Origin of the sequence: Nonomuraea sp. H19 (assembly GCF_052068215.1) — a bacterium.
GTDB lineage: Bacteria > Actinomycetota > Actinomycetes > Streptosporangiales > Streptosporangiaceae > Nonomuraea.
Genome location: NZ_JBQHCV010000026.1, coordinates 76,860 through 98,779, shown reverse-complemented (window position 1 = coordinate 98,779; position 21,920 = coordinate 76,860). Strand labels below are relative to the sequence as shown.

The 21,920-nt window shown below is 70.2% G+C and carries 25 protein-coding genes and 2 pseudogenes; 10 read left to right on the top strand and 17 right to left on the bottom strand.

What is annotated here, in order from left to right; genetic code table 11:
- Positions 1–153 precede the first annotated feature (153 nt).
- Positions 154–459: a hypothetical protein gene (locus tag ACTMTI_RS43020; protein WP_441126573.1), complete on the top strand. Its 306-nt coding sequence runs from the start codon at positions 154–156 to the stop codon at positions 457–459.
- A gap of 82 nt (positions 460–541) precedes the next feature.
- Positions 542–1,075 (top strand): hypothetical protein, encoded by a 534-nt coding sequence (locus tag ACTMTI_RS43015; RefSeq protein ID WP_441126572.1) that lies wholly within the window; start codon positions 542–544, stop codon positions 1,073–1,075.
- A gap of 203 nt (positions 1,076–1,278) precedes the next feature.
- Here ACTMTI_RS43015 and ACTMTI_RS43010 read toward each other — a convergent pair whose 3' ends face one another.
- The 3 genes from ACTMTI_RS43010 to ACTMTI_RS43000 all read right to left on the bottom strand — a co-directional run bounded on the left by ACTMTI_RS43010 (position 1,279) and on the right by ACTMTI_RS43000 (position 3,205).
- Positions 1,279–1,737, bottom strand: a complete 459-nt coding sequence (locus ACTMTI_RS43010; RefSeq protein ID WP_441126571.1) for a hypothetical protein — start codon at positions 1,735–1,737, stop codon at positions 1,279–1,281.
- Between the two features lie 100 nt (positions 1,738–1,837).
- Positions 1,838–2,284 (bottom strand): MarR family winged helix-turn-helix transcriptional regulator, encoded by a 447-nt coding sequence (locus ACTMTI_RS43005; RefSeq protein WP_441126570.1) that lies wholly within the window; start codon positions 2,282–2,284, stop codon positions 1,838–1,840.
- A 51-nt stretch (positions 2,285–2,335) separates the two neighbouring features.
- Positions 2,336–3,205: an LLM class F420-dependent oxidoreductase gene (locus ACTMTI_RS43000; RefSeq protein WP_441126569.1), complete on the bottom strand. Its 870-nt coding sequence runs from the start codon at positions 3,203–3,205 to the stop codon at positions 2,336–2,338.
- Between the two features lie 103 nt (positions 3,206–3,308).
- Here ACTMTI_RS43000 and ACTMTI_RS42995 point away from each other — a divergent pair, with 103 nt between their 5' ends.
- Positions 3,309–3,734 (top strand): SRPBCC family protein, encoded by a 426-nt coding sequence (locus ACTMTI_RS42995; RefSeq protein ID WP_441126568.1) that lies wholly within the window; start codon positions 3,309–3,311, stop codon positions 3,732–3,734.
- A gap of 9 nt (positions 3,735–3,743) precedes the next feature.
- Here ACTMTI_RS42995 and ACTMTI_RS42990 read toward each other — a convergent pair whose 3' ends face one another.
- A complete protein-coding gene (locus ACTMTI_RS42990) occupies positions 3,744–4,700 on the bottom strand; it encodes a phosphotransferase family protein (RefSeq protein ID WP_441126567.1) in 957 nt (318 codons plus the stop codon).
- Positions 4,701–4,764: 64 nt separating this feature from the next.
- On the bottom strand, positions 4,765–5,460 hold the full coding sequence (locus ACTMTI_RS42985) for a CTP synthase C-terminal region-related (seleno)protein (protein ID WP_441126566.1): 696 nt from the start codon (positions 5,458–5,460) through the stop codon (positions 4,765–4,767).
- Between the two features lie 71 nt (positions 5,461–5,531).
- Between ACTMTI_RS42985 and ACTMTI_RS42980 the strand changes: the two genes are divergently transcribed.
- Complete coding sequence (locus ACTMTI_RS42980) at positions 5,532–6,425, top strand: LysR family transcriptional regulator (RefSeq protein ID WP_441126565.1); 894 nt, start codon at positions 5,532–5,534, stop codon at positions 6,423–6,425.
- 66 nt (positions 6,426–6,491) lie between these two features.
- On the opposite strand, the gene ACTMTI_RS42975 is transcribed toward ACTMTI_RS42980, so the two are convergent.
- From ACTMTI_RS42975 to ACTMTI_RS42960, 4 genes are all read right to left on the bottom strand, one after another.
- Positions 6,492–7,823, bottom strand: coding sequence for a serine hydrolase domain-containing protein (locus tag ACTMTI_RS42975; RefSeq protein WP_441126564.1), 1,332 nt, complete (start codon positions 7,821–7,823; stop codon positions 6,492–6,494).
- A gap of 18 nt (positions 7,824–7,841) precedes the next feature.
- Entirely contained in the window at positions 7,842–9,392 is a 1,551-nt protein-coding gene (locus ACTMTI_RS42970; RefSeq protein WP_441126563.1) for a hypothetical protein, read from the bottom strand.
- Between the two features lie 26 nt (positions 9,393–9,418).
- On the bottom strand, positions 9,419–10,345 hold the full coding sequence (locus tag ACTMTI_RS42965) for an alpha/beta hydrolase family esterase (RefSeq protein WP_441126562.1): 927 nt from the start codon (positions 10,343–10,345) through the stop codon (positions 9,419–9,421).
- A 621-nt stretch (positions 10,346–10,966) separates the two neighbouring features.
- On the bottom strand, positions 10,967–11,026 hold the full coding sequence (locus tag ACTMTI_RS42960) for a hypothetical protein (RefSeq protein ID WP_441126659.1): 60 nt from the start codon (positions 11,024–11,026) through the stop codon (positions 10,967–10,969).
- A 5-nt stretch (positions 11,027–11,031) separates the two neighbouring features.
- On the opposite strand from ACTMTI_RS42960, the gene ACTMTI_RS42955 reads away from it, so the two are divergent.
- Positions 11,032–11,232: a hypothetical protein gene (locus tag ACTMTI_RS42955; RefSeq protein ID WP_441126561.1), complete on the top strand. Its 201-nt coding sequence runs from the start codon at positions 11,032–11,034 to the stop codon at positions 11,230–11,232.
- Between the two features lie 255 nt (positions 11,233–11,487).
- On the opposite strand, the gene ACTMTI_RS42950 is transcribed toward ACTMTI_RS42955, so the two are convergent.
- From ACTMTI_RS42950 to ACTMTI_RS42930, 5 genes are all read right to left on the bottom strand, one after another.
- Positions 11,488–11,610, bottom strand: a complete 123-nt coding sequence (locus ACTMTI_RS42950) for a hypothetical protein (RefSeq protein ID WP_441126560.1) — start codon at positions 11,608–11,610, stop codon at positions 11,488–11,490.
- Positions 11,611–11,642: 32 nt separating this feature from the next.
- The gene (locus ACTMTI_RS42945) at positions 11,643–11,807 is read right to left on the bottom strand and encodes a DUF4158 domain-containing protein (protein WP_441126559.1); all 165 of its coding nucleotides are present in this window, start codon (positions 11,805–11,807) and stop codon (positions 11,643–11,645) included.
- A 326-nt stretch (positions 11,808–12,133) separates the two neighbouring features.
- Positions 12,134–12,646, bottom strand: coding sequence for an NUDIX hydrolase (locus tag ACTMTI_RS42940; protein ID WP_441126558.1), 513 nt, complete (start codon positions 12,644–12,646; stop codon positions 12,134–12,136).
- 119 nt (positions 12,647–12,765) lie between these two features.
- Complete coding sequence (locus ACTMTI_RS42935; RefSeq protein WP_441126557.1) at positions 12,766–12,987, bottom strand: hypothetical protein; 222 nt, start codon at positions 12,985–12,987, stop codon at positions 12,766–12,768.
- 896 nt (positions 12,988–13,883) lie between these two features.
- Positions 13,884–14,201, bottom strand: coding sequence for a transposase (locus ACTMTI_RS42930; protein ID WP_441126658.1), 318 nt, complete (start codon positions 14,199–14,201; stop codon positions 13,884–13,886).
- Positions 14,202–14,564: 363 nt separating this feature from the next.
- Here ACTMTI_RS42930 and ACTMTI_RS42925 point away from each other — a divergent pair, with 363 nt between their 5' ends.
- Positions 14,565–14,993 carry a hypothetical protein gene (locus ACTMTI_RS42925; protein WP_441126556.1) on the top strand — a complete coding sequence of 143 codons (429 nt, stop codon included), beginning with the start codon at positions 14,565–14,567 and terminating at the stop codon, positions 14,991–14,993.
- On the opposite strand, the gene ACTMTI_RS42920 is transcribed toward ACTMTI_RS42925, so the two are convergent.
- Positions 14,983–15,198, bottom strand: a complete 216-nt coding sequence (locus ACTMTI_RS42920; protein WP_441126555.1) for a hypothetical protein — start codon at positions 15,196–15,198, stop codon at positions 14,983–14,985. The genes ACTMTI_RS42925 and ACTMTI_RS42920 overlap by 11 nt on opposite strands.
- A gap of 389 nt (positions 15,199–15,587) precedes the next feature.
- Between ACTMTI_RS42920 and ACTMTI_RS42915 the strand changes: the two genes are divergently transcribed.
- Positions 15,588–18,329 (top strand): BTAD domain-containing putative transcriptional regulator, encoded by a 2,742-nt coding sequence (locus ACTMTI_RS42915; RefSeq protein WP_441126554.1) that lies wholly within the window; start codon positions 15,588–15,590, stop codon positions 18,327–18,329.
- 740 nt (positions 18,330–19,069) lie between these two features.
- Here the strand turns inward: ACTMTI_RS42915 and ACTMTI_RS42910 are convergent.
- Together ACTMTI_RS42910 and ACTMTI_RS42905 are read right to left on the bottom strand one after the other, a co-directional pair.
- Positions 19,070–19,294, bottom strand: a pseudogene (locus ACTMTI_RS42910) (hypothetical protein); the annotation flags it as partial.
- Positions 19,295–19,303: 9 nt separating this feature from the next.
- Positions 19,304–20,512 carry a cytochrome P450 gene (locus tag ACTMTI_RS42905; RefSeq protein ID WP_441126553.1) on the bottom strand — a complete coding sequence of 403 codons (1,209 nt, stop codon included), beginning with the start codon at positions 20,510–20,512 and terminating at the stop codon, positions 19,304–19,306.
- Positions 20,513–20,603: 91 nt separating this feature from the next.
- Between ACTMTI_RS42905 and ACTMTI_RS42900 the strand changes: the two genes are divergently transcribed.
- The 3 genes and pseudogenes from ACTMTI_RS42900 to ACTMTI_RS42890 all read left to right on the top strand — a co-directional run bounded on the left by ACTMTI_RS42900 (position 20,604) and on the right by ACTMTI_RS42890 (position 21,700).
- Complete coding sequence (locus ACTMTI_RS42900; protein WP_441126552.1) at positions 20,604–21,245, top strand: TetR/AcrR family transcriptional regulator; 642 nt, start codon at positions 20,604–20,606, stop codon at positions 21,243–21,245.
- 57 nt (positions 21,246–21,302) lie between these two features.
- Positions 21,303–21,497 (top strand): annotated as a pseudogene (locus ACTMTI_RS42895) (molybdopterin cofactor-binding domain-containing protein); the annotation flags it as partial.
- A gap of 32 nt (positions 21,498–21,529) precedes the next feature.
- Positions 21,530–21,700 carry a hypothetical protein gene (locus ACTMTI_RS42890; protein WP_441126551.1) on the top strand — a complete coding sequence of 57 codons (171 nt, stop codon included), beginning with the start codon at positions 21,530–21,532 and terminating at the stop codon, positions 21,698–21,700.
- Positions 21,701–21,920: the final 220 nt, after the last annotated feature.

The window sequence follows — 21,920 nt, the reverse complement described above, 5'->3', positions numbered from 1 at the left end:
GCGGCTGAAGTCGGCATTCCGCTGCCCGGGTCCGCACGGCGGTGCAGACGAAGAGCAACCCGGCCCGATTTGATCAACGTGGCGTTGAAGGAGCTGGCCATCGCGCCGATGGTAGCGGTATGGCCGGTCAGGGGTTCCCCGATCGGTGTTCCGGTGGCCAGATCCCACACCCGTACCACGTCGTCGGGGCACGGGAGCGTCCAGGGCAGGTCCGGCCCGCAGATCCCAGAACCGGACCGAACAGTTGCACAGCGAGACCGCCACCGGACCGTCGTCGAGGCGATCGCGTACGCGTTCGCCGAACGCGTCGCCGACGTCGACGCCGACACGGCCAACCGGGAGCCGTTCGAACAAGCCACCCGGCCACTGCCCACCCCGGCGTACCGACCCCCGACGAGCTCGCCCGCCACGTCGCCGCCCGCGACCCCCCACGCCGGCAGCGCTGTGTCACACAGGTGACTGCCGTACTGTGCACAACTGCGCGGAGCCGTCCTGCGATACCGGGTCTACTTCTCTTTGCCAATCTCACTGAGGAGAAGTAATGCGCACAATGCTCAAGACCCTCGCCGTCGGCGGTCTGGTCGCCGCTCCGCTGCTGTTCCTGGCGAACCCGGCGCACGCGTTCACCAACGTGTCACTGACCGGCGGGACACTCGCGATCAACTCGACCGACGCGGCCGACAACATCACGATCAGCGTCAGCGGGGGCTTCGTCACCGTGGCCAACGCCAATGACGCGCTGATCCCCAGCTCGCCCTGTACGACGTTCGGGAACACGGTGCGCTGTCCGAGTGGCAGCGTCAGCCGGCTCCTGATCAACGTCAAGGGCGGCAGCGACAGAGTCAGCAACACCACCACGCTGCCCGCGACGGCCTCCCTCGGCGCCGGCTTCGACACCTATGGCGGCGGATCGGGCAGGGACCAGGTTTTCGGTGATGCCGGTCAGGACACGCTGAACGGCAACGGCGGCGACGACGTCCTGGACGGAGGTCTTGACAGCGGCGATCGAGCCAACGGCGGCAGCGGCAGCGATGTCTGCAGGGCCGAGAGCGAGATCGCCTGCGAGCTCAACTGAGCCGGGACCGTAGGGTTGGCCCTCGGCATCCGGTCGAGGGCTGCAATGGCGATACCTGAATTGCGCGGCACGGCAATACCGCGTCCTTTCGCCGGGCAGGCTGAAGGGCGGCGCCTTGTGCGGTTTGCGGAGCGCCTGACCGACGATCATGTCGTGCAGGCGCGGAAGCGCGCATGGGGTCATGCGCAGGAGGGGCATGCTGATCACGCCTGCCCGCCGGAGCCGGGCCGGACGATCATCATGACGACGACGATCGCCCACAGCAGGTTGTAGATTCCGGCGAGCATGGACAGCGTGCGCAGCCGCCGGTCGTCGCCGCCGTCGCGGAGCGCGTCGCGCTGGCGCGGGTAGATCTGCGTGGCGAGCAGGGCGCCCGCGGCTGCGGTGAGGACCATGGAGATGATGATCCAGATCTCGCCCATCCGGCCTTGAATGCCTGCCAGCGCCATTCCGACGACGGGCACGACCAGGCCGAAAAGGCTGTAGCCGCCGGTGATGCGGTGCAGCGCGGCGGCCACGGCCGGGCTGCGTTCGCCCGGGTCCGGTGACGGCGTGGCCGCGGCGAGCGGCGCGTATCGGGGAAACAAGCTCGTCGCGACGGCCGAGCCGCCGACGAACACGATGCTGGCGAGCACGTGCAGGGACAACAGGACGTGTTCCATCAGACTCCTCCTCCAACCTTCAGTGCGCCTGAAGCCTAGCGCATGCTTCAGCCGCCCTGAAGGTCGAGGTGTGCGAGGCCGGTACGGCGCCGTGAAAGGCTCAGGGCGTGCCGTCGCCCGCGAAGGCCGCGCGTGCGCTCTGGCCGATCCGCCGCTGGATCGGGTCCGCGGCCGGGCCGAACATACGCTCGTCGACCTCGGCCACCGCCTGCCGGGCCGCCTGGAGAAGCCGGGCGCCCTGCGCGGTGATCTCGATCGTCGACGCGGACCCGGCGCGGGCGGTGTGGTCGCGTACGAGGCCGGCGGCGACGAGTGCCTTGACCGCCGTGTGCACGCTCTGGACGGTGATGCCCGACATCCGGGCCAGGTCGCTGAACGACACCCCGGGCATGCCGGCGATGTGACCGAGCAGCCCCAGCCTGCTGACGGTGAGGTCCAGCGGCGCGAGGGCGTCGTTGAGCTCGGCCTCGATCCCGCGCGCCAGCGTCAGCAGGATGATGGAAGGGCTCGTCACGGGCGGGCCGGGGCGGTCGTTCTCGGTGGTCACCTTCCTAGTTTCCCTCGCCGTGGCGTTTCCTCGCCGACGCCGATCAGCCGATCAGCCGATGGAGGCCAGCCGCGGGAGCACCTTCTCGGCGATCTCCGTGGCGAACTCGACCGGGTGACGGTCGGGCATCACCTGCACCTCGCTCACGCCGAGCGAGGCGTACTGCGCCACGTCCGCCAGGACCCCGTCGACATCGGCGAGGACCGGGCGGGTCAGCAGCACCGTCTTGTCGATGGCGTCGTAGTCGCGGCCCTCGTCCGCGCAGTGCCGGCGCAGCACGTCGAGCTTGCGCGTCAGCTCCTCCACGCTGGTGCCGAACAGGTTGCAGGCGTCGGCGTAGCGCGCCACGAGCAGCAGGGTCTTCTTCTCACCACCGCCGCCGATCATGATGGGCGGATGGGGCCGGGTGAGCGGCTGCGGTTCGCACAATGTCTCGGTCAGCCGGTAGTGGCGTCCCTCGTACCGGCCGTTGTCCGAGCTCCACATCCGCAGGCAGATCTGGATGGTCTCCTCCAGCCGCTCGAACCGCTCGGCGACCGGCACCACCGGCACACCGAGGCCGGCCTGCTCCCGCTCGTACCACGAGGCGCCGATGCCGAGCCGGCCGCGGCCGCCGGACAGCACGTCCAACGTGGTCACCGTCTTGGCCAGGATGCCCGGGTGGCGGTACATCACGCCGGTGACGAGCAGGCCGAGGGTCATCTGCTGGGTCAGCGCGGCGAGGTACCCCAGCGTGGTGTAGCCCTCCAGCATCGGCTCCTCCGCCGTCGCCACCCGGTCCATCTGGAAGAAGTGGTCCATCACCGTGAAGGAGGCCACGCCGGCCTGATCGGCGATGCGGGCCGTCTCGGCCAGCGTCGGCGCGATGGCGGCGGTGTCGGCGGGTGTCGAATAGTTCCAGTAGTGCACACCGAGTTCCATGGGAACGTCCTTCCCAGGATCGTTCGCCCCATGGGCGCCATGTTGTGATGGTGTCAGACCTGGAGCCCCGGGCCCCACTCATAGCCACCAACTGAGGAGAACCTTGAGCAGACCCGTGTACGCGGCCGCCGCCGTCCAGGTCCCTGCGCCGCCGGAGCAGGTGTTCGCGCTGATCACCGACTGGCCCCGGCACCGGGAATGGATGTTCATGACCACGGCCCGCCAGGTGGGCCGGGACGTGATCGAGGCCTACACGGGGGTGTGGCCGCTCGGTTTCCTGGACACCATGACGATCACCCACTGGGAGCCGCCGACGCTGCTGCGCGTGCAGCACACCGGCCGGTTGGTGCGCGGCCGGGGCGCCATCCGGGTACGCCCGTGCGCGGGCGGCAGCCGCGTCATCTGGGCCGAGGAACTGCAGCCGCCGTTCGGGCCGCTGGGCCGGGCCCTGTGGCCGATCGTCCGTCCGGCCGCTGTCGCGCTCTCCCGCCGTTCCCTGCGCAAACTGGCCGAGTTGGTCAGTACGTGAACCGCCGCCTCATCGGCGCGCGGCGTCCGGCACTCCTTCGGCGACCCAGCGCCGGATCTGCTCGGCCGCCTGGTCGGCGACGGGATTGCCGGCCGGCCTGGTGACCAGGTCGCTGAGGGCGAACATGTCCATGACCCGCCCCAGGTAGGCCCAGTCCGCGGCCGGCGGCAGATCGGCGGGCTGGTGCGCGGCGAAGGCGGCGCGGAAACCGGTGACGAAACCGGTGGGGTAGTCGGCGCCGAAGCGGACCATGTTGGCCGCGTCGCCGTACGGGCAGCCGGAGAAGCCGAACTCCCAATCGAGCACCGCGTCGACGCGCCAGCCGGTTCGCGTGCGCGTGACCAGGATGTTCTTGGGGTTGATGTCGGCATGAACGAGGCGGCTGTGCCCGTCGATGCGGCTCAGCGCGGGCGCGTGGGCCGTACACAGGACGTCCCACGCGCTCCGCGTGGCCCCATCCAGGCGGACCTGGCAGGCCGGTGCCGCCATGCAGTTCGCGGCGAACTCGGGCAGCTGCTGCGACCAGGGACGATCCAGGTCGACGGCGAGGCGTTCGTCGGCGAAAAAGCCCGGCCGGTCGAACGCCACCGCGCCGACGCCCGCGACGACCCGTCCCACTTCCGCGCCGAGCGCACCCATGTCCGCCTCGCTGTGGCCGGGTTCGCCGAGCACCTGGCTGAGCAGCGTCCCGGCGACATGCTCCAGGACCATGGCCGGGCGGGCGCCGCCGTCGGCCGTCTCGGCGGGCATGACGAGCAGCACCTGCGGGACGGGAACGTACGGGCGGGCCGCGGCCATGACGGCGGCCTCGATGGCGGGGTCGGGCCCGCCGAACCTGACGACGACCTGGCCGCCGGCGAGCGTCAGCAGGCACGTCTCGTGGGAGAAACCGCCGGCCAGGGTGCGTGCCGCCGTCACCTTCCCGCCCAGCGCGGCCGCCACGCGGTGGATCTCTTTGCTGCGCATTCCGGCAAGTCTCGCATCTCCGGCCGCTGCGCACGGGAGCGGCTTCGGCGTGGTCGAACCCCGGCTAACGCGCGTACGCCATCGCGTGCCGGCGGCTGACCGCGGCCGCGAACGCCGAGATCGCCGGGTGCGGCCGCCGGCCGTCGCCGGCCAGCTCCGGCTGGAACATCGTGGCCAGGAAGAACGGGTGACCGGGCAGCTCGGCCACGCGTACCGCGCCGTCGTCGGCGTGCCCGGAGAACACCAGCCCGTGCTCGGCGAGGGTCTGCTGGTAGGCCTCGTTGAGCCCGTAGGAGCAGACGTAGGCCTCCACGGTGGCGGGCGCGCCCATGATCTGCTCGATGAGAGAACCGGGCGCCAGCCGTACCAGGCCCTCGTGCCCGGCCAGCGAGCACGCCAGCGGGGTGAGCAGGAAGTCGCGCGCGCCCGGCTCGTTCTCGGCGTGCGCCACGTCCAGGCCGCACACGTGCCGCGCGAACTCCAGCAGCATGTGCTGGAACCCGCCGCACGTGCCGAGGAACGGGATCTGCCGCTCGCGGGCGATGCGGGCGGCCTCGACCGCGCCGGCCTCGTCGCGGTACGGGCTGCCGGGCAGCATCCAGATGCCGTCGAAGGCCTCCAGTCCGGACACGTCGGTGGTCGAAATCCAGTAGGGGTCGAGCGCGATGCCGTCGCGCTCGCGCAGCGCCTCCATCAGCAGCGGGATGCGGACATGCGAGCGGACGCTGGGGGAGCGATCCCCCACCAGGGCGATTCTCATGCCGCCTATCGTGGCGGCCACCGCCGGTTAAGCGCCAACGATGAAATCTGCATCTGCTATAAGCATCACTGATGGACCCTCATCTGCTGACGACCTTCACGACCGTCGCCCGGCACGGCTCCTTCTCCGCGGCCGCCGCCGAGCTCGGCTACACCCAGTCGGCGATCTCCCAGCAGATCGCCGCGCTCGAGGCCGACCTGGGAGTGGCGTTGCTCGGCCGCCGCCCGGTCGAGCCGACCCCGGCCGGGCGGCGGCTGCTGGAGCACGCCGGGCCGCTGCTGCTGCGCCTGCGTGCGGCCCGCGCCGACGTGCTGCGCGCCGCCGCCCAGCCTCGGCACCGGCTGCGCCTGGCCGCCACGCCGCTGGCGGTCAACGCGGTCCTGGCCGCACGGCTGGCGCGGGCACGGGCGCAGCAGCCGCGGCTGGAGGTGACGCTGCTGACGTGCGGGCGCGAGCAGGTCGCCACGATGGTCGCCGAAGGGGAGGCGGACCTGGGCCTGGCCGACGGCGTCGCCGCGCCGAGCGATCCGCTGCGCCTGCCCGACACCGGGCCGATGACGACCGCGGGGGTGAGCGAGGAGGAACTGCGCGTGGCGCTGCCGGCCGATCATCCGCTGGCCGGGCGGGCGGCGTTGCGGCTGGCCGACCTGGTGGACGCGCGCTGGCTGCAGACGCCGCTGTGCCCGCTGGCGCGGCTGCGCGACCTGGTGGGCGAGGGGTTTGCGGCGGCGCTGGACTACCGGGGCGACGACGTGCACACGGTGGTCAACCTCGTGGCGGCCGGCCACGGCCTGACCCTGCTGCCCGCCTCGGTCCTGCCTGCCGCCCCCGCTCCGTCCGGTTGCGGGGCGCTCGCGCGGGGCGTGCCGCTTGCCTCGCCCCGCCTGGTGCACCGGGTCGAGTTGCTGCACGGCGCCCTGCCCCCGGGCCCGGCGGCCGACCTGGCGGTGGCGCTGTCACCCTGACCGGCACCGCACCTGTCACGGATCGTCAAGCAGTCCCGCACATCAGCCGGCAGCTGCGGGCCGCCTTCAGGCGTGCCAGCCGGTCACCCCGCCCGGTACGGGCGCCGCCGGATCGTAGGGCTCGCGGGTGAAGATGAACGTGTTGACGTCCAGGTGATCGGCTGCCACCCGCAGCGTCTCCCCGGCGTAGTAGCCGTCCAGCCCCAGCCAGGTCCCGTCGTCCTGGGGCACGAACCGCGAGGCCCGCCCGCCGCCGTTGACCGGCTCCAGCGACAGGCCGCCGTCGGGCAGCAGCCGCAGCGCGTACGGGGTGGGTCCCCAGTGCCACAGTCCCGTCAGGGCGAGCAGGCGGGGGTCGGCGGGGACGGGCCGCCATTCGTCGGGCAGGCGCGGCTCGTGCTCGTCGAGGATGTCGAGCAGATCGGTCAGCAGCCTGCCGCCGAGGCCGGCGGTGGTGTTGGCCATGAACAGCACGCCGACGCCCTCGCCCGGCTCGGCCCACACGGTGGCCAGGAACCCGGGCATCGACCCGGTGTGCCCGGCCAGGCGGCGGCCGCCGGTCCTGGCCAGTTGCAGGCCGAGCCCGTATCCGCCGGTCCAGGTGTCGCCGTCGGCGACGCCGGCCGGTTCGCGCATCTCGGCGAGGGTGTCGCCGCACAGCACGCCGCCGGTGTCGCCGCCCAGGAAGGCGGCCCAGCGGGCCAGGTCGTGCGGGGTGGACCACAGCTGGCCGGCCGGGCCCATGGCGTCGGCGTCGTGTTCGGGCTCGGCCAGCACCACGTCGGCCCACGGGTGCACGGCGTAGCCGGTGGCGTGCGGGGCGCGGGGGCGGGCGGTGGTGTCGTGCATGCCGAGCGGGTCGAGGACCTCGGTGCGCAGCGCCTGCAGCCAGCCGGTGCCGCGATGGCGGGCGATGAGCCGGCCGAGCAGGGCGAAGCCGAGGTTGGAGTAGTGGAAGCGGCGCCCTGGCCGGTGCTTGAGCTCGCCGGGCCCGAGGCGGGCCAGCAGGTCGCCGCCGGGGATGCCGGGGGTGCGTTCCCACCAGGCGGTGGGCGGTTCGGCGGTCAGGCCGGCGGTGTGCGACAGCAGCTGGGCGATGCTCGCCTGCCCGAACGGGGTGCCGGGCAGGTGGGCCTCCAGGGGGTCGGTCAGGTCGAGGGCGCCTTCGTCGCGCAGCCGCATGACGACCACGGCGACCATGCTCTTCGTGATCGAGCCGATCCGGTATTGGGTGGCGGCGGTCGGCGGGGCGTCGCCGACGCGGCCGCGGCCGCCGAACCATGCGGTGCGCCCGTCGCGGACGATCGCGGCCGTCAGCGACGGCACCCTGCATTCGGCCTGTTCGACGGCCAGTCTGCGCATCAGGGCGCGGGCCGTCGGGTGTCCCACCTGACTCATGAGCGACAACATTAGCCGTTAGATCGGCGCCAGCCGCGGCCCGATCAGCTCGCCCTGGTGCGGCTGGGGGTGGGCCTGGTCGTGGTAGTAGTGGCCGGCGTACCAGACGACGACGTTGGCGCCGTTGATGCTCTGGCCGTTGAGGAAGCGGTTGAGGGCGGCGCGGTCGCGGGGGCCCGGGTTGCCGTCGTCGAGCTCGCGCGGGTGGTGACGCAGGAACCACAGGTCGGAGACGCCGTAGGCGTCGGCGGTGCCGTCGAACTCGCCGGGGTGGATCTGCAAGCCGCGGCCGGAGGACTTGTCGCGCACCTGCCAGTAGCGGGCGGGGTGACGGCGCTTGCGGGAGGTCTCGCGGATGATCGGCACGGGGTCGGGGATGAGGGAGCCGGTGCCGTCGATCTGCTCGACGACGTCGTTGCCGGCGCCTTCGATGTCGAAGTCGAGCCGCCAGTAGGCGTGGTGGCGGTGGACCAGGCACGTCATGGGGTTGGCGGTGGCCGCGAACCCGAAACGCGGCAGGATGTCGCCGTCGTCGCCGAGCCGCCAGTCGCTGGCGTAGCGGTACCAGCCGGCGGCCAGCTCGCTGACGATGCGCAGCTGCTCGCCGTCGTGATGGAAGGCGACGCCCTGGAAGTTGCCGGCATCGGTGCTGGGGCGTTCCAGGATGGTACGGGGCGCGCTGGTGCACAGCCGCCACCCCCACCCGACCGGGTCGGTGCCGGTGGCCGAGAAGCGGGTTTCGAAGCTGACGTCGTCGCGGAAGGTCGTGCCCTCCTCGTATTCGACGTTGAGGATGGGCACGTGGGCCTGGCGCAGCATGAGCCGGCCGCGGTAGCGGACCTCGCGCAGCTCGACGCCGCCGCCGAGGCCGGGGTTTTGCGGGGCGGAGGCGCGCGGCCGTACCACCAGCAGGTTCCATAACTCCAGCGAGCCGCGGTGGACGCGCACGCGGACCTGGTCGGGGCCGCCGCGGTCGGTCAGGGCCTCGACCGGCTCGGGGACGCTGTGCTCGCAGTCGTGGTGCATGCGCACGTTGACGCCGGCCGGGGTCCAGTCCACGGCGCGGCCCGCCAGGTCGACGGCCACGATGCGGTGGCGCAGCCCGGTCGGCTCGCCGGGGGTGTAGATGCCGAGGGCAGGGCGGCGCACGGTGGTGCCGTCGGGGTTCTCGGCGTCGGCCAGCGGCGGCATGGGCCGGTAGACGACGACGTCGTCGCCTGCGGGGAAGCGGGGGTCGGCGCGCAGGATCTCGGCGGCGGCGGCGAGCTCGTCGCGGCTGGGCGGCGGCCGCCAGGCGCTGGGCCGCAGCTCGGCGCGTTCGGGCCGGTCCAGGGTGCCGCGCAGCTCGACGGCGCGGTTGCCGGCCGGGTCGAACACGGTGGCCTGGAACGGGGCGTTCTCGCCGGGGTCGTGGCCGAGGCCGGGGGCGAAGGCGACAGTGAGCCTGGCCGGGTCGGCGACCTCCAGCGCCGACAGCGCCTCGGGATGCTCGGCCACCGCCTGGCGCAGCCGCTGCGCGCTCAGCCCGGTGCGCGGGACCGCTTCGATCGTCACGCGTACGTCGTCCATGGATTCTCCAGCGGGTAAAAGGGGGGTCACCGGGAGGGGGCGCGGTCGAAGGTGTCGAGGATGAGGGCGGTGGCGTCCAGGTCGCGGGCGGTGATCCCCAGCCAGGACACCTCGATGGGACCGGGCCAGGTGTGCCCGCCGCCGTCGACCGTGTACAGGCGCAGTGTGGCGTGGCCGGGGCAGGATTTCCAGTTTCGCAGCCGTACCTGCTCGCTGATGTTCTTCGTGGAAGGCCCGGAGCAGCCGAGCCGGTGCGCCCAGGTGTCCATGACGTCCTGCACGGGCGCCAGCACCACCAGGTCGGCCAGCGCGCGCAGCTCGCCGGTGGCATCGCGCAGCGGGTGGCCGCCGCGGTAGGGGACGATCCGGTCGGCGGTGCCGTGGAAGGCGACGATCGTGGTCGCTTTCGCCTCCGCGCACGGCCGCACGATGTTCACCCCGGCGACCGCGGCGATGCCGGCCAGCCGGCCGTCCAGCGCGCAGACCAGGGCCGCGGCCATACCGGCGCCGTACGACATGCCGGCGGCGAACTCGCGGCGCGGATCGACGCACAGTCCCTGCTCCAGCCGGTCCAGCAGCGCGGCCAGGAAGCCGGTGTCGTCGGGTCCGCCGGTGTGGGGCAGCGTCCAGCCCATGCGGCCCTCGGCGGCCTGAGGGGTGGCGACGATGTAGCCGCGGCGCGCGCCGATCTCGGCCAGCCGGCTGTAGGCGCTCTGCCGGGCGGCCGAGGAGCCGAGCCCGTGCAGGTCGAGCACGACCGGGTGGGGCCCGCTGCCGTCGGGCACCGACAGCAGGAAGCGGCGCTGCAGGCCGCCGTGGGTCACAGTGTGGCGGCCCGGCTCCAGGCGGTGCACGGCCGTGCACCCGCTGGTGGGGGCGGCCGGGCCCGGCGCCGCCGGCGGAGCGTCGCAGCGTGCGGCCAGCAGCGCCGCCACCATCATGATAATGATCATGCCTTTGGCCATCGCCGTCTTCCGCTCCCCTGACGCCGCCCCTTTGCCAGCAGTGTGGGGGAGTACGCGCCCGCGCGCATCGTCTTCCGGCGAGCGGCTGGTCTGTGCCGGACACCTGCTGAGCAGGCAGGTGCTGGGGCCGGCCGGCTTCTGCCCGCGCCATGATGCCGGGACAACCATCTTCCCGCACCGTTCTCAAGCCCGTTCCGGAAACGGCGGGCTCGCAGGTGATGAACGTGACTCCGGGCGATGGCGCCCTCCGTGCGGTGGTCCGGATCGCGATGATCGGTATCCGCGCCGCCGCGACCGCGCCGCAGGTCAAGGCCGCCTTTTCGGGGCTGGCGGCGTCGGTCGAGCAGGACCTGGCCAATGCGGCGGCCGTCTTCCAGAGGCCGCTGATCGCTGCGGCGAGCTCTGCGAAGGCGCGCCCCGCATCGCCTTCACGGCCGCGGCCGGGGCCGCCTCCGTTTCCGCCCGGCCCGCCACGGCGACCTGGCCGACGAGCTCGCCCGTGTCGGGATCGGTGACCGCGACGGCATGGTCGCTCGGCGACCAGCTTCCCCCGGCCAGGAGAGGCCAGTACTCACTCGCCTCATGCTGCTCCTTGCCGGTGTGCCTGGATCAGGTCCCCGCCGGGCTTCGACGGCGGTAGGCCTGCGTCTTCATTCGGTTGCCGCACAGGTGCGGTGAGCACCACCGGGCCCGGCCGGGACGGCGCCACGGAGCTGGCGGGCGCAGACCACCGCGAAGCCTTCCGCCGCTACGAGGACCAGCAGCGCAAGCTGGTCGATATCAAGATGCAGATCAGCGACAACCTGGGCCTGATGGTGCCCGAGACGCACGACGACATCCAGGCCAGGAACGCCGCGCTCACAGCAAGTCAGTGAGCCGTCCCAGCGCCGGGGCCGCCGCCGTCAACCGTACTCGGTTCTCCTCAGGGAAGGCGTCGACGGCGGCGAGGGGCGTTCGGTGACGACCCCGGTCGCGGGGTTACGACGCGACCGGGGTCTGCCGGGGCGAGGCCGCGTTCACCAGGCGGCGGGACGTTCAAGGCACCTGCGTAGAGCGGCCTGATTACGAGCGACCCGTTTCTGATGACCGCGCCGCACCAGTCACACAGCTCAGGCCCACCCTCGTTCGGCTCATCGGTGGCCGGTGGACGAGTTGTTCGCCACCCCCATGAGCAGCGCGCCGACCACCTTGGCCATCCTCAGCGCCAACACGTGCTGTTTCGCCGCCGGATCGAGACCGTCATGCTCGGCCATCGCCGAGACCTTGATGGCCGACGGATTCGGCTTCACCCTCCAGCCGGCGGCGCCGAGGCCACATCATCGGGCACGAACCCGAGCCATGGCAGCGTGCACAGCTGGACCGTCATGCCCAGCCGGTCGGCCGGGCCCCGCCCGCGACCCGGGTCGACCAATGCGACGTCAGCCGCCGTGGGCGTAAAGTATCGGATCAACTCTTCGTCGGCGGGAGAGGTGATCGTGTGGCGGGTCAGCGGCTGGGGGGACGATGTCCGCCAGGCCCTCCGCTCGGGTCCGTGCGCGCGAGAGCTCCTGCGGTTGAGGTCCAGGCTGAACTGTCGCGGGAACGACGCACGACGTCCTCGCTGCGACGCGCCGTCGCCGAACTGGACTTGGAACTCGCTCAGGCCCGCGAGGAACTGGGCTGTGCCGGCAACGTCGCTCCGCTCCCACGTTGGCAGCGACGGAGGCAGTAGCTCATCCTCGCTCAGGGTGCTCTCCCGGCATCACATGCGACACCGTCTGTGTTCCAGCTTTCTGATCACCCCAGTAGGTGCCACGGCAGGACGACCGGCGAGGCCGGGAGATCCCCGACCGTGAGCCGCGCCACCAGCGGGCCGAGATCCCTGGGCACGACCTCCTCACCATCAGGGGGCGACCCGGCCAGCTCGGCCTGGGTCCACCAGTGGAAGCGGTCGGTCGCCTCCCGCTCCTCCTCATCCATGCCGGAGGTATCCACGTCCAGCCCGTTCACACGCAGCAGAAAGTAGAAGTCGCGGGAGAAGAAGCTCCGCCCGCCCTCGGACCACGGGCCCTCACTCGTCGCCACCACCGGGCCGAGTGTCGCTGGGGCCACGACATGCCCGAGTTCCTCTCGCAGTTCCCTGGCGGCGGCCTGCTGCACGCTCTCGCCAAGATCCACGCCTCCTCCCGGCGTGAACCAGGCGTAGCGCGGACCCTCAACTTGCAGAAACCTGCCCCGGTAAAGCAGGATCCGACCGGCAGGGTCGATCAGCAGAACTCGGGCTGACGCCCTTGAGATCACTTCGCTCATCGCGTCATCTCCACGGTGATGCTGTGCGCGGACGTTCGAGGGGTGCCACCGGAATACGGCGGACATGGGCCATGGCGAAGCGTTGACCTCGTGCCGCTCAGACAGGACTTCAGCAGGAACTAGCCGCCGTCAGAGAAGAGGAGGCGCGACGCGCCGACTTGCCACCAGACCGGCGCGACATCGAGCAGGCGGCCCGGGTCGAACATGCTGAACGCCAGCGTCAAGCCGCAGCCGAGCGTGATCAGAGGGTTCGTTCGATCCCCGGACGCGGTCCGCTCCGCAACGGCCAGCAGGCACATCGGCCGCCGCCAGAGCGCGATCGGGGCAACCTTGATCCCCATCGTAACCTCGGTCGCTGATTCGTCTCCGCGGCAGGTCCTGGCCGTGATCTACATCCGGTGGCTGGACGACGAGCACGTGCGCATCCACGGCAAGGGCGGCAGCGTGCGCAGGGGAGCGGTTAATCCGGTACACCAGGAAGCTGGAAGCGCTCGCCGTCGGCGGGGACGAGAACTTAAGGCCGCGGCTACAAGAATATGCCCATCGAGTTACATGCACGAAATTCCGTAGATCAAAAATCGTCTGCCTGGGGAAACGTTTAGCTAACGAGCTGGATAAGTAATTTAGCCAGCTCGGTAATGCGAATGGCCTGCCGGGGATGCCCATCCCAGCGCGCTATTCGCGCGCGTCGCCTACGGTTATAGGTAGCTTCTCCCCCTGGCAAGGTCGGCCGACTGACTGCAGTGTCGACCGGCCACAGGGGTTGGTCGACCAGTCCCAGACGGGAGGACGTTGGCCGATGGAGAAGGACAACAGGTTCAGACGGTGGTGGAACGGTCGTAGATGGCCTGCCCCCCAGGAGCTGGTGCTGACGGGCATCAACCTGGTGGTGGCGTGGTGGTTCAGGTTCGGCGGCTAAGCAGGAGGCACCCTGCCCAACCGCTCGAACCACACGATCTGACCCCCTGAAGGGAGGACCGCATCACGGGCCTCGTTCCTGGAAGCTTGCCGGCAGACAGGGCGAGGCCCCTTCGTATGCGCGCACTCCTCGGCGTTGCTGTGCTGCCAATGTGTGCACCCATTTAGCACAGTACCGTAGTTGTGCTTACATCGCGTGGTAGCGGTCAACATCGGCGATGCCAGGGCTGCTACAGATCGAACGTTACGCTCGATTCTTAGCGGCAGCATCTTTCCTCGCTGTAGTTCCTGCGTACACAGGCTGAATTCGTAGGGTCGGTCATGTGATCAAGGGACGTTCGGTGATCAGGCCGGTCTGGGTGAGACAGCCGTCGAGCAGGTGTGGCCGGTATTGGATCTTCTTGAGTTTGCGTTTGATGATCCGGACGAGTCCGGGCAGGTCGGCGACGACGAAGTTGGCCATGGCCCGTCGGAGCAGCGACCAGATGCCCTCGGCGGGGTTCAGTTCGGGGGCGTAGGTGGGGAACTGGTAGGTGCACAGCCAGTCGGCGTTGGCCTCGGCGAATTCGGTCAGCTCCGTGGCCAGGTGGATGTTCAAATTGTCCCAGCACCATACGAGCGGAGCGCCGAGTTGCAGGTGGGTGGAGATGATCAGGTCGCGGTAGTCGCTCCAGGTGAAGCTCTTCGGCTCCTTCTTGCGTCCGTGATAGATGAGCAGCTAGAGCCTGGCGCGCGAGCGTGCCGACGTCGCGCGACCCTGGGCCTCCCAAGCCGACGACCAACCCCATGACGCTAACGCCATGTCGGCGGTCGCCGACAGCGGCGTTCAGGCCCTCACCGAGGCGTCCGGCGAAGGCCTCGCCGGGCAGGGCGCGTCAGCTGTACCGGTGGCCTCCGAGCAGGCCCGGACGGTTATCTTGGGTGACTCTTAGTAGTCAGTCATGCCGGGCAAGTAAGGTTGGCGCGTACTTGCCTTACAGATATCCAGGGGTCTTCAGGCATGTCAGTCATGTCAGGTGCGCTGCCTCGCTACTACCGGGCGGAGCGGGCGGTGGCCGCCGATGAGTCGGTGTCGTGGGTGGTGGTCGATGAGGACCTGAAACTGCATGTCGAGGCGTGCGCGTATCTGGCGGGGCTGCGCGGGGCGGGCCGGGCGTTCAGCACCGAGAAGACGTACGCGGGCCGGATAGCTCTGTACTTGTCGTACTGCCAGGGCCATGGCGTGGACTGGTCGAGCCCGAGCCTGCCGCAGCTGATGGCGATGCTGCGGTGGCTGGCCCCCGGCTCCCGTGAGCGCCATACCCGCCCGCCCTGGGCCCTCGCTGGATATGCCGCGGAAAGCGATCTTCGTCGCCGTAGCGCATCGGGTCGGAGCTGCCCTCTCCGACCTCCCACATCACGACTGATCGAGCGGCGACTCAGCAGCTGATCTTCACGCTTCCGGCTGTGGCGCCGCCCGCGCTGTCGGAATACATCCACACCCGCCAGGTGTAGCTGGTCCCGGCGCAGCCCTTGTAGACGGCCGCGCTCTTGGTGTACTTGGGGTTCCAGGTGTCATTGCCCACGGTCTCCCAGCCGTACCACCGCTTGCGCTGAAGCTTGAGCGTGACTTGGCCGGTGCAGTCACTCGACACGGTGCCCGCGCCGACCACGCTGTGCCCGGGGTAAGCCCTTTTCGGAGTACCCGGGAACAGGACGCACTTCGCGGCGCTGCTGGATTCAACGCGGGCAGAAGCTGCCGCTGCTGGCTGGACTGCCGCGACCAACCCGGCGGTCAGAAGAGGTACGACCGCCGCAGCACCAACTGCGCACGAATACTCCACATCACAGAACCATCCTTTCTATGTGAGCACGATAAGAAGATCGGATCAGAGGACCCAAGGACGACAGGGACTCTAGTAACGACCGGCATATCCGCGGTATGCGTTATGGCCCGCGTATGTTGTTCCGCCTCGCTACGATCATGATGGTGAATCCACTGCAGGTTCTCGAAGTCAGTCTTCTCGGTCCATTCCAGGTCACAGTGGATGGTGAGCCGATCCGCCTGGCAGGGCGTCGCCGGGTCGAGCTCCTCGCCAGGCTGGCGGTGAGCGTGGGCCAGGTGGTCGCCGCCGACCGCCTCCTGGCGGACGTGTGGACGGAGGGCAGGACCGCCACGGCGGACAAGCAGCTGCACATCGTCATCTCCAAGCTCCGCGAGTCGCTGGGGGAGCTGATCATCACGAGGAGCCCCGGCTACCTGCTGGACCTCCCGCCCGACCGGGTCGACGCGAACCGCTTCTCGACCTTGCTACGGCGCGCACGGGCGGCCAGGCGCGAGGGCGACCAGGCCCAGGCGGCGGCCCTGCAGAGGCAGGCGCTGGAGCTGTGGCGCGGTGCCCCGCTGGACGGACTGGCCGCGCCGTGGGCGCGAGTTGAAGCGACGCGGCTGGAGGAGGTCAGGGCGGTCGCTGTCGAGGAGTACGCCGAAGACCTGATGGCGCTCGGAGAGCACGCCGAAGCCGTCTCTGAGCTGACCGCCCACACCGCCGTCCACCCCCTGCGCGAGCACCCGAGGGCTCAGCTGATGCTGGCGCTGACGCTCATGGGCCGTCCCGCCGAAGCTCTGGAGGTCTACGCCGACGCACGGCAGTCGCTGGTGACCCAGCTGGGTGTGGAGCCAGGAGCCGAGTTGCGCCGTGTCCACCGCGCGGTGCTCAACCGGGAGGCGCATCCGCAGAAGCGCCCGAGTACGCCCGCACGGCAGGCGCCCGCTCAGCTGCCCGCCGACGCCAGCGCCTTCACCGCCCGGCAAAGGGAGCTGGCCTGGCTTCGTGACCTGCTGACCTCCAGCGGCGGCAGAAAGGCGGCGGTGGCCGCGGTCAACGGCCCCGGGGGGATCGGCAAGTCCGCGCTGGTCATCCACATCGCGCACTCCGTAGCCGAGCACTTCGCCAACGGCGTGCTCTATCTCAACCTCCACGGCTCCACGCCCGGACTCGACCCCGTCACTCCGGCCGCGGCGCTCGCCCGGATGCTGCGGGCGCTGGGCGAGAACAGCGTCCCGGAATCGCTCGACGAGGCCTCGAGCCTGTTCCGCACCCTCACCGCCGAACGCGACCTGCTGATCATTCTGGACAACGCCGCCGACGTGCGGCAGGTACGCCCGCTGCTGCCCTCGGGCCCGGGATGCTCGGTCCTGGTGACCAGCAGGAAGCCTCTGACCACGCTTGACGCAGAGCACCTGCACCTTGCCGGTCTGACCGAGGAGGAGGCGGTCGCGCTCCTGGCCAGGGTGGCGGGTCCCGACCGGATCAGGACCGAGCCGGAGGCGGCCGCGCTGCTGGCCCGGCTGTGCGGGGGGCTGCCGCTCGCCGTACGGATCAGCGGGGCCCGGCTGGCAGCGCGGCCGGACTGGCGCATCGAGGACCTGGCAGGACGCCTGGCCGACGAGCGGCGCAGGCTGGACACGCTGGACTACGCCGACCTCGCAGTGCGCGCCAGCATCGCGGTGAGCCACCGGCAGTTGCAGGCCGAGCCGTCCGGTGAGGACGCCGCCACGACGCTGCCCTTCCTAGGGCTGCTCGACCTGCCCGTGCTGACCCTGCCCGTGGCGGCCGAACTCACCGGCTGGCCGCAGGACCGCACGGAGGCCGCGCTGGACCGCCTCATCGACTCCCGCCTGCTCAACGTCACCCATGACGCCTACCAGACGCACGACCTGACCCGCCTGTACGCCCGAGAACAGGCGGGTCGGCTCCCCGAAGAGGTCACCGCGGCCGCGACGCGCCGAGTTATGCACCACTACATCGCCACCCTGCAGCGCGCCTCGACGCTGATCGACCCGATGACCGCCGAGACCCTGTCCGACTACCCGCCCGAGCGCGACGGCGCGCCCCTGGACGATCCCCGCCAGGCCGCCGCGTGGATGCTGGCCGAGCGCGACAACATCCTCGCCCTCGTACGGCAGGCGAACCAGGGCGGCGACCCGTGGACCAGCGCCGCCCTGGCGCTGAGCCTCAACCGGCCGTTCGACGCGATGGCCTGGCACCGCGAACTGAACACCATCCACACGAGGGCGCTCGAGGTGGCGGCGCGCGGCGTCGATCACCTGACGCTGGCGCGGCTGCGCAACGTGCTCGGCACCGCGTGCCGCGAACTCCGACAGTTCGAGGAGGCATTGGAGCACCTGCTACACGGCCGCGACCACCTCAGGCAAGCGGGATTGCCGGAGACCACCCTCGGCCTGCACGGCAACCTGGTGAGCCTCTACCGGCGGCTCGGCCGCCACGACCAAGCGTTGGCAAGCGTGGAGGAGGGCCTTGCCCTCGCCAAGGCGCGGGATCTGCCCACGCACGAGGCGCGCTACCTGGCCATGCGCGGCCAGATCTACTTCGACCTCCAGCGCTTCGAGGAATCGGTCGCCGCGCTGGAGGAGAGCGTGGCCCGCTGGGCCGAGATCGGTTCACCCTACGGCGAAGCCATCGCGCTCATGAACATGGCCGATGCCCACCTGGAGCTGAAGCAGTACGACCGGGCCAGGGAGGCGTACCGCCGCGGCCATGACCTGTCGAAGATCACGGGGCTGAGGCAGGGCGAGATCCTCGCGCTGTGGGGGATGGGCCGCGCCGCCCGCCACCTCGGCGACCTTGAGGTCAGCATGGGGTACACGCGCCAGTCCCTGCTGCTCATGCGCGAACTCGGCCTCATCACCCAGGAGGATGCCGACCAGCGCCTGGCCTCCCTGCACGACGAACAGCCGCTCCCGGACGTCTTCGTGACCTGAGCTGTTCTTGATCGGGGGTTCGCGCACGTGGTCGATCTCGGCTGAGAGATCAGCGCATGCCTCAAACATACCCACGGTCACTACCGTGACGTTCCGATCAACGAACCCCGACTTGGGAGCGAAACGGTAGTGAGATTTCTACAGAAGACGACCGTCGTCGCAGCGGCCGGCCTGGCCCTGTCCGTTCTCGGCTCGGCTCCAGCCACCGCCGCCCAACTGGAACTCTAATCCCCCGACCTCCTCCACCGAGGTGTCCACGCGCATCCAGATCAGCACCGACTTTGGAACCCTGCAACTGCGTAAGGGCAAGTGGAACGACAATGGTGGGTGTGGGCGCGGATCACCAACCCGACCAGCACCGCAAACAAGAGCTACGTGCTCTCCTTCGTCGTTGGAGGTACCTCCACGGGCGTTGACATCAACGGCACGAGCTACACCAAGGCATACCGCCTGATCTCAGGAAAGACCTACAAGTCATGTATCAAGAGAGCCGTTATCGGCGGGGGCTACGACAAGTGCACTAGCTTCACGGGATGACCTCCCCGGCCCCGTGCACGCTGAGCCCGGCGACTCTGGGGAGGACGTCTGGGCGGAGCGGATGAGGACCGCGCTGGTCGGAACGTCGGCGTTGAGAATCGTACGCACGCTCGCCTTGTTGTTTAAGGTTCGGGATCGTGTTTGGCGGTCAGGGACTTCGGTCGTGTGTGGACTTTCCCCAGGTCATAGCGCGGAGCACGACTTCAGTTTCGGGAGCCGAGCGGCCGTCCAGGGCCGGGCTTGCCGGGTTTGGGCGCACGGGCCGGGCAGTCGTGGGCTCCGACCTCCACCACCCGGCCGTTGTCCATGACCACCACTCGGTCGGCGTCGCGGGCCGTGTGCAGGCGGTGGGCGATCGCGATGACGGTCCGCCCCTCCAGGACGACGGCGAGCGAGCGTTCGGCGCGCCTGGCCGTACGGGGGGCGAGTGGAGCCGGTCACCAGGTGACGGGCAGCTCCTGCATGCCGTACACGGTGGCCTCGTCCTTGAACGTGAGCTGGTCGGCGGGGACGGCCAGTCGCAGGTCCGGGATGCGCCGGAACAGGGTGTTGAAGACGATCTCCAGCTCCACCCGGGCGAGGTTCTGCCCCAGACACTGGTGGGCGCCGTAGCCGAAGGCCAGGTGATTGCGGGCGCCGCGATCGATGTCGAACCGCTGGCCGTCCTCGAACACCTCCGGGTCGCGATTGCCGGCGTTGGCCAGCATGAGCACGCCGGATCCTGCGGGGATCACCGTCCCGCCAAGTTCCACGTCCTCCAGGGTCACCCGGGCCATGGCGAACTCGGCGATGGTGAAGTAACGCAGCAATTCCTCGACGGCGTTCGCCGCCTTGTCCGGGTCTTCGCGCAGTGCGGCCAGCGCCTCGGGGTGTTGCAGCAGCATGTACGTGCCCAGCGAGATCATGTTCGCGGTGGTCTCGTGCCCGGCGATCAGCAGCAGGAACGCGAGGCCGAGCAGTGCGGAATGGTCCACCTCGCCGTTGTCGCGCTGCTTGGCGATCTGGCGGCCGAGCAGGTCGTCGGTGGGCTCCTGCTCCTTGGCCTTGATCAGCTTATCCAGGTAGATGGCCAGTTCCAGGGCCGCGTGCTGGCGCTCCTGCTCGGTGGCGCGGCGGTTGAGCAACTGCGCCGAGTGCGTCTGGAAGAAGTCGTGCTCGTCGTACGGCACCCCGAGCAGCTCGCAGATCACCAGGGAGGGCACCGGCAGGGCCAGCGCACGCACCAGGTCTGCCGGGCGGGGACCGTCGAGCATGGCGTCGAGGTGCTCGTCCACGATCTGCTGGATGCGCGGCCGCAGCGCCGCGATGCGCCGGACGGTGAACTCACCGACCACCGCTCGACGGGCCGGGCCGTGCTCGGGCGGGTCCATCTCCAGCATCATCTTGGGCAGCGGCGACTCGGCCATCCCGCCCGCGCTGTCCTCGGTCAGCCGCGGCACGCTGGGGTGGCGGCGGTCGGCGCTGAAACGCGGATCGCTCAGGACCGTCCGGATGTCCTCATAGCGGGCAGCCACCCAGGCGTCGCTTCCCGTCGGCAATGTGATCTTGGCGACCGGCTGTTCGCGGAGGAGCCGCAGGTGTTGCTCCGGCGGGGCGAACGGGCAGCTGCGGGCGGTCTCGAGCGTTACAGCGGGGTCAATCGTCAAAGCTCTCCCCGTTCGGTGTGGTGTCCGACTGCACAGATAAGCTACAGCCGTACGTTAACAGACTACTGTCTGGAACAGTACACTGGCGGCCGTGGCAACCATCAGAGACCGCGGAGCAGAACAGGGCGACCGCCGGATGCGACGCACCCAGGCGGCCCTGCGGCGCACGCTGATCGAGCTCGCCCGGCAACGGAGCCTGTCGCAGATCAGCGTCGCCGACGTCGCCGAGCAAGCCAACGTGGGCCGCTCCACCTTCTATGACCACTACCGTGACGTTCACGAGCTGGCCGAGGCCGCCTGCACCGCGATGATCGACGAACTCATCGACGCCATACCCCGCCACGTCGCGGCCGACGGCTCGTCCGAAGCGCCGCCCGATAATCTGCTGATCTTCTTCACTCACTTCGCCGAGCACGCCGACCTCTACCGCAGCCTGCTGGGCCCTCAGGGCAGCGCCCGCCTCATCGACCACGTACGCCGGTGCGCCACCGTGGCCACATACATCAGCGCCCAGCAGGCCGTTGGCGGCGACGGCCTCGACCACACCACGGACATCCCGCACGACGTGCCGTCCGCCTTCACCGCGGGCGCGCTCCTCGGCGTCGCCATCGACTGGCTCCAGCGCGGCTGCCCGCGGCCCCCGGACGAGATGGCCACTATGACCCGGCCGCTCCTCATAGCCCTCTACCAGAGCGACGACCGCGCGTCTCCGAGTGCCCGTGTCACCACCTGAGCTGCCAGCCGACACCAGAGTGCGGGCGGGCGCACGGAAACGACATGGACGACACCGACTTACCAGCAGCTCCTTGCCCGCAACAACGGCACCCACCTCCTAGCGCGCGGATCCTACAACCCGGGGGAGAAGTCCCGGTTCTCGATGTACGGCTGCGCCGCGATGTTCGCCGAGGTCGCCGTCGACGCCCGCCTGGGGCTGGAACGAGTGCGGCGGATGCTCGGCGTCTACGACGCGGGCCGGATCATCAGCCTCAAGCTCGCGACAGCCAGGCGATCGGCGGGATGGTGGGCGGCATCGTGGGCCCGGCCCGGGCGGGCTGGCCAGCCCGGCGCCACTCTGGCACGACGGTCAGCCGCGGCACCGGCCGCCGCACCCGGGACATGGCGGTCGCCGAGCTGGTCGACGACATGCACCGGCTGTGGCAGACCCACCGGGACCGCGCCCGTCCATAAGGGCCCGGTCCTCCACTACTCGCCCGGTAAGGGCGGCGCAGCAATGCGCCAGGACCAGGAGACTCGTTTGTAGCCAAACAGCCCCGGATACGAGGCGGGTCTGGCCGGAAGGCACGGTGCATGAGCCGGCGGGCTGGATCGCGTCGCGTCGGGCCGACGGTCATCCAGCCTTCAAAGCTCTCCAGTCCGTGGCCGATGGCAGGACGATGAAAGTCCTATG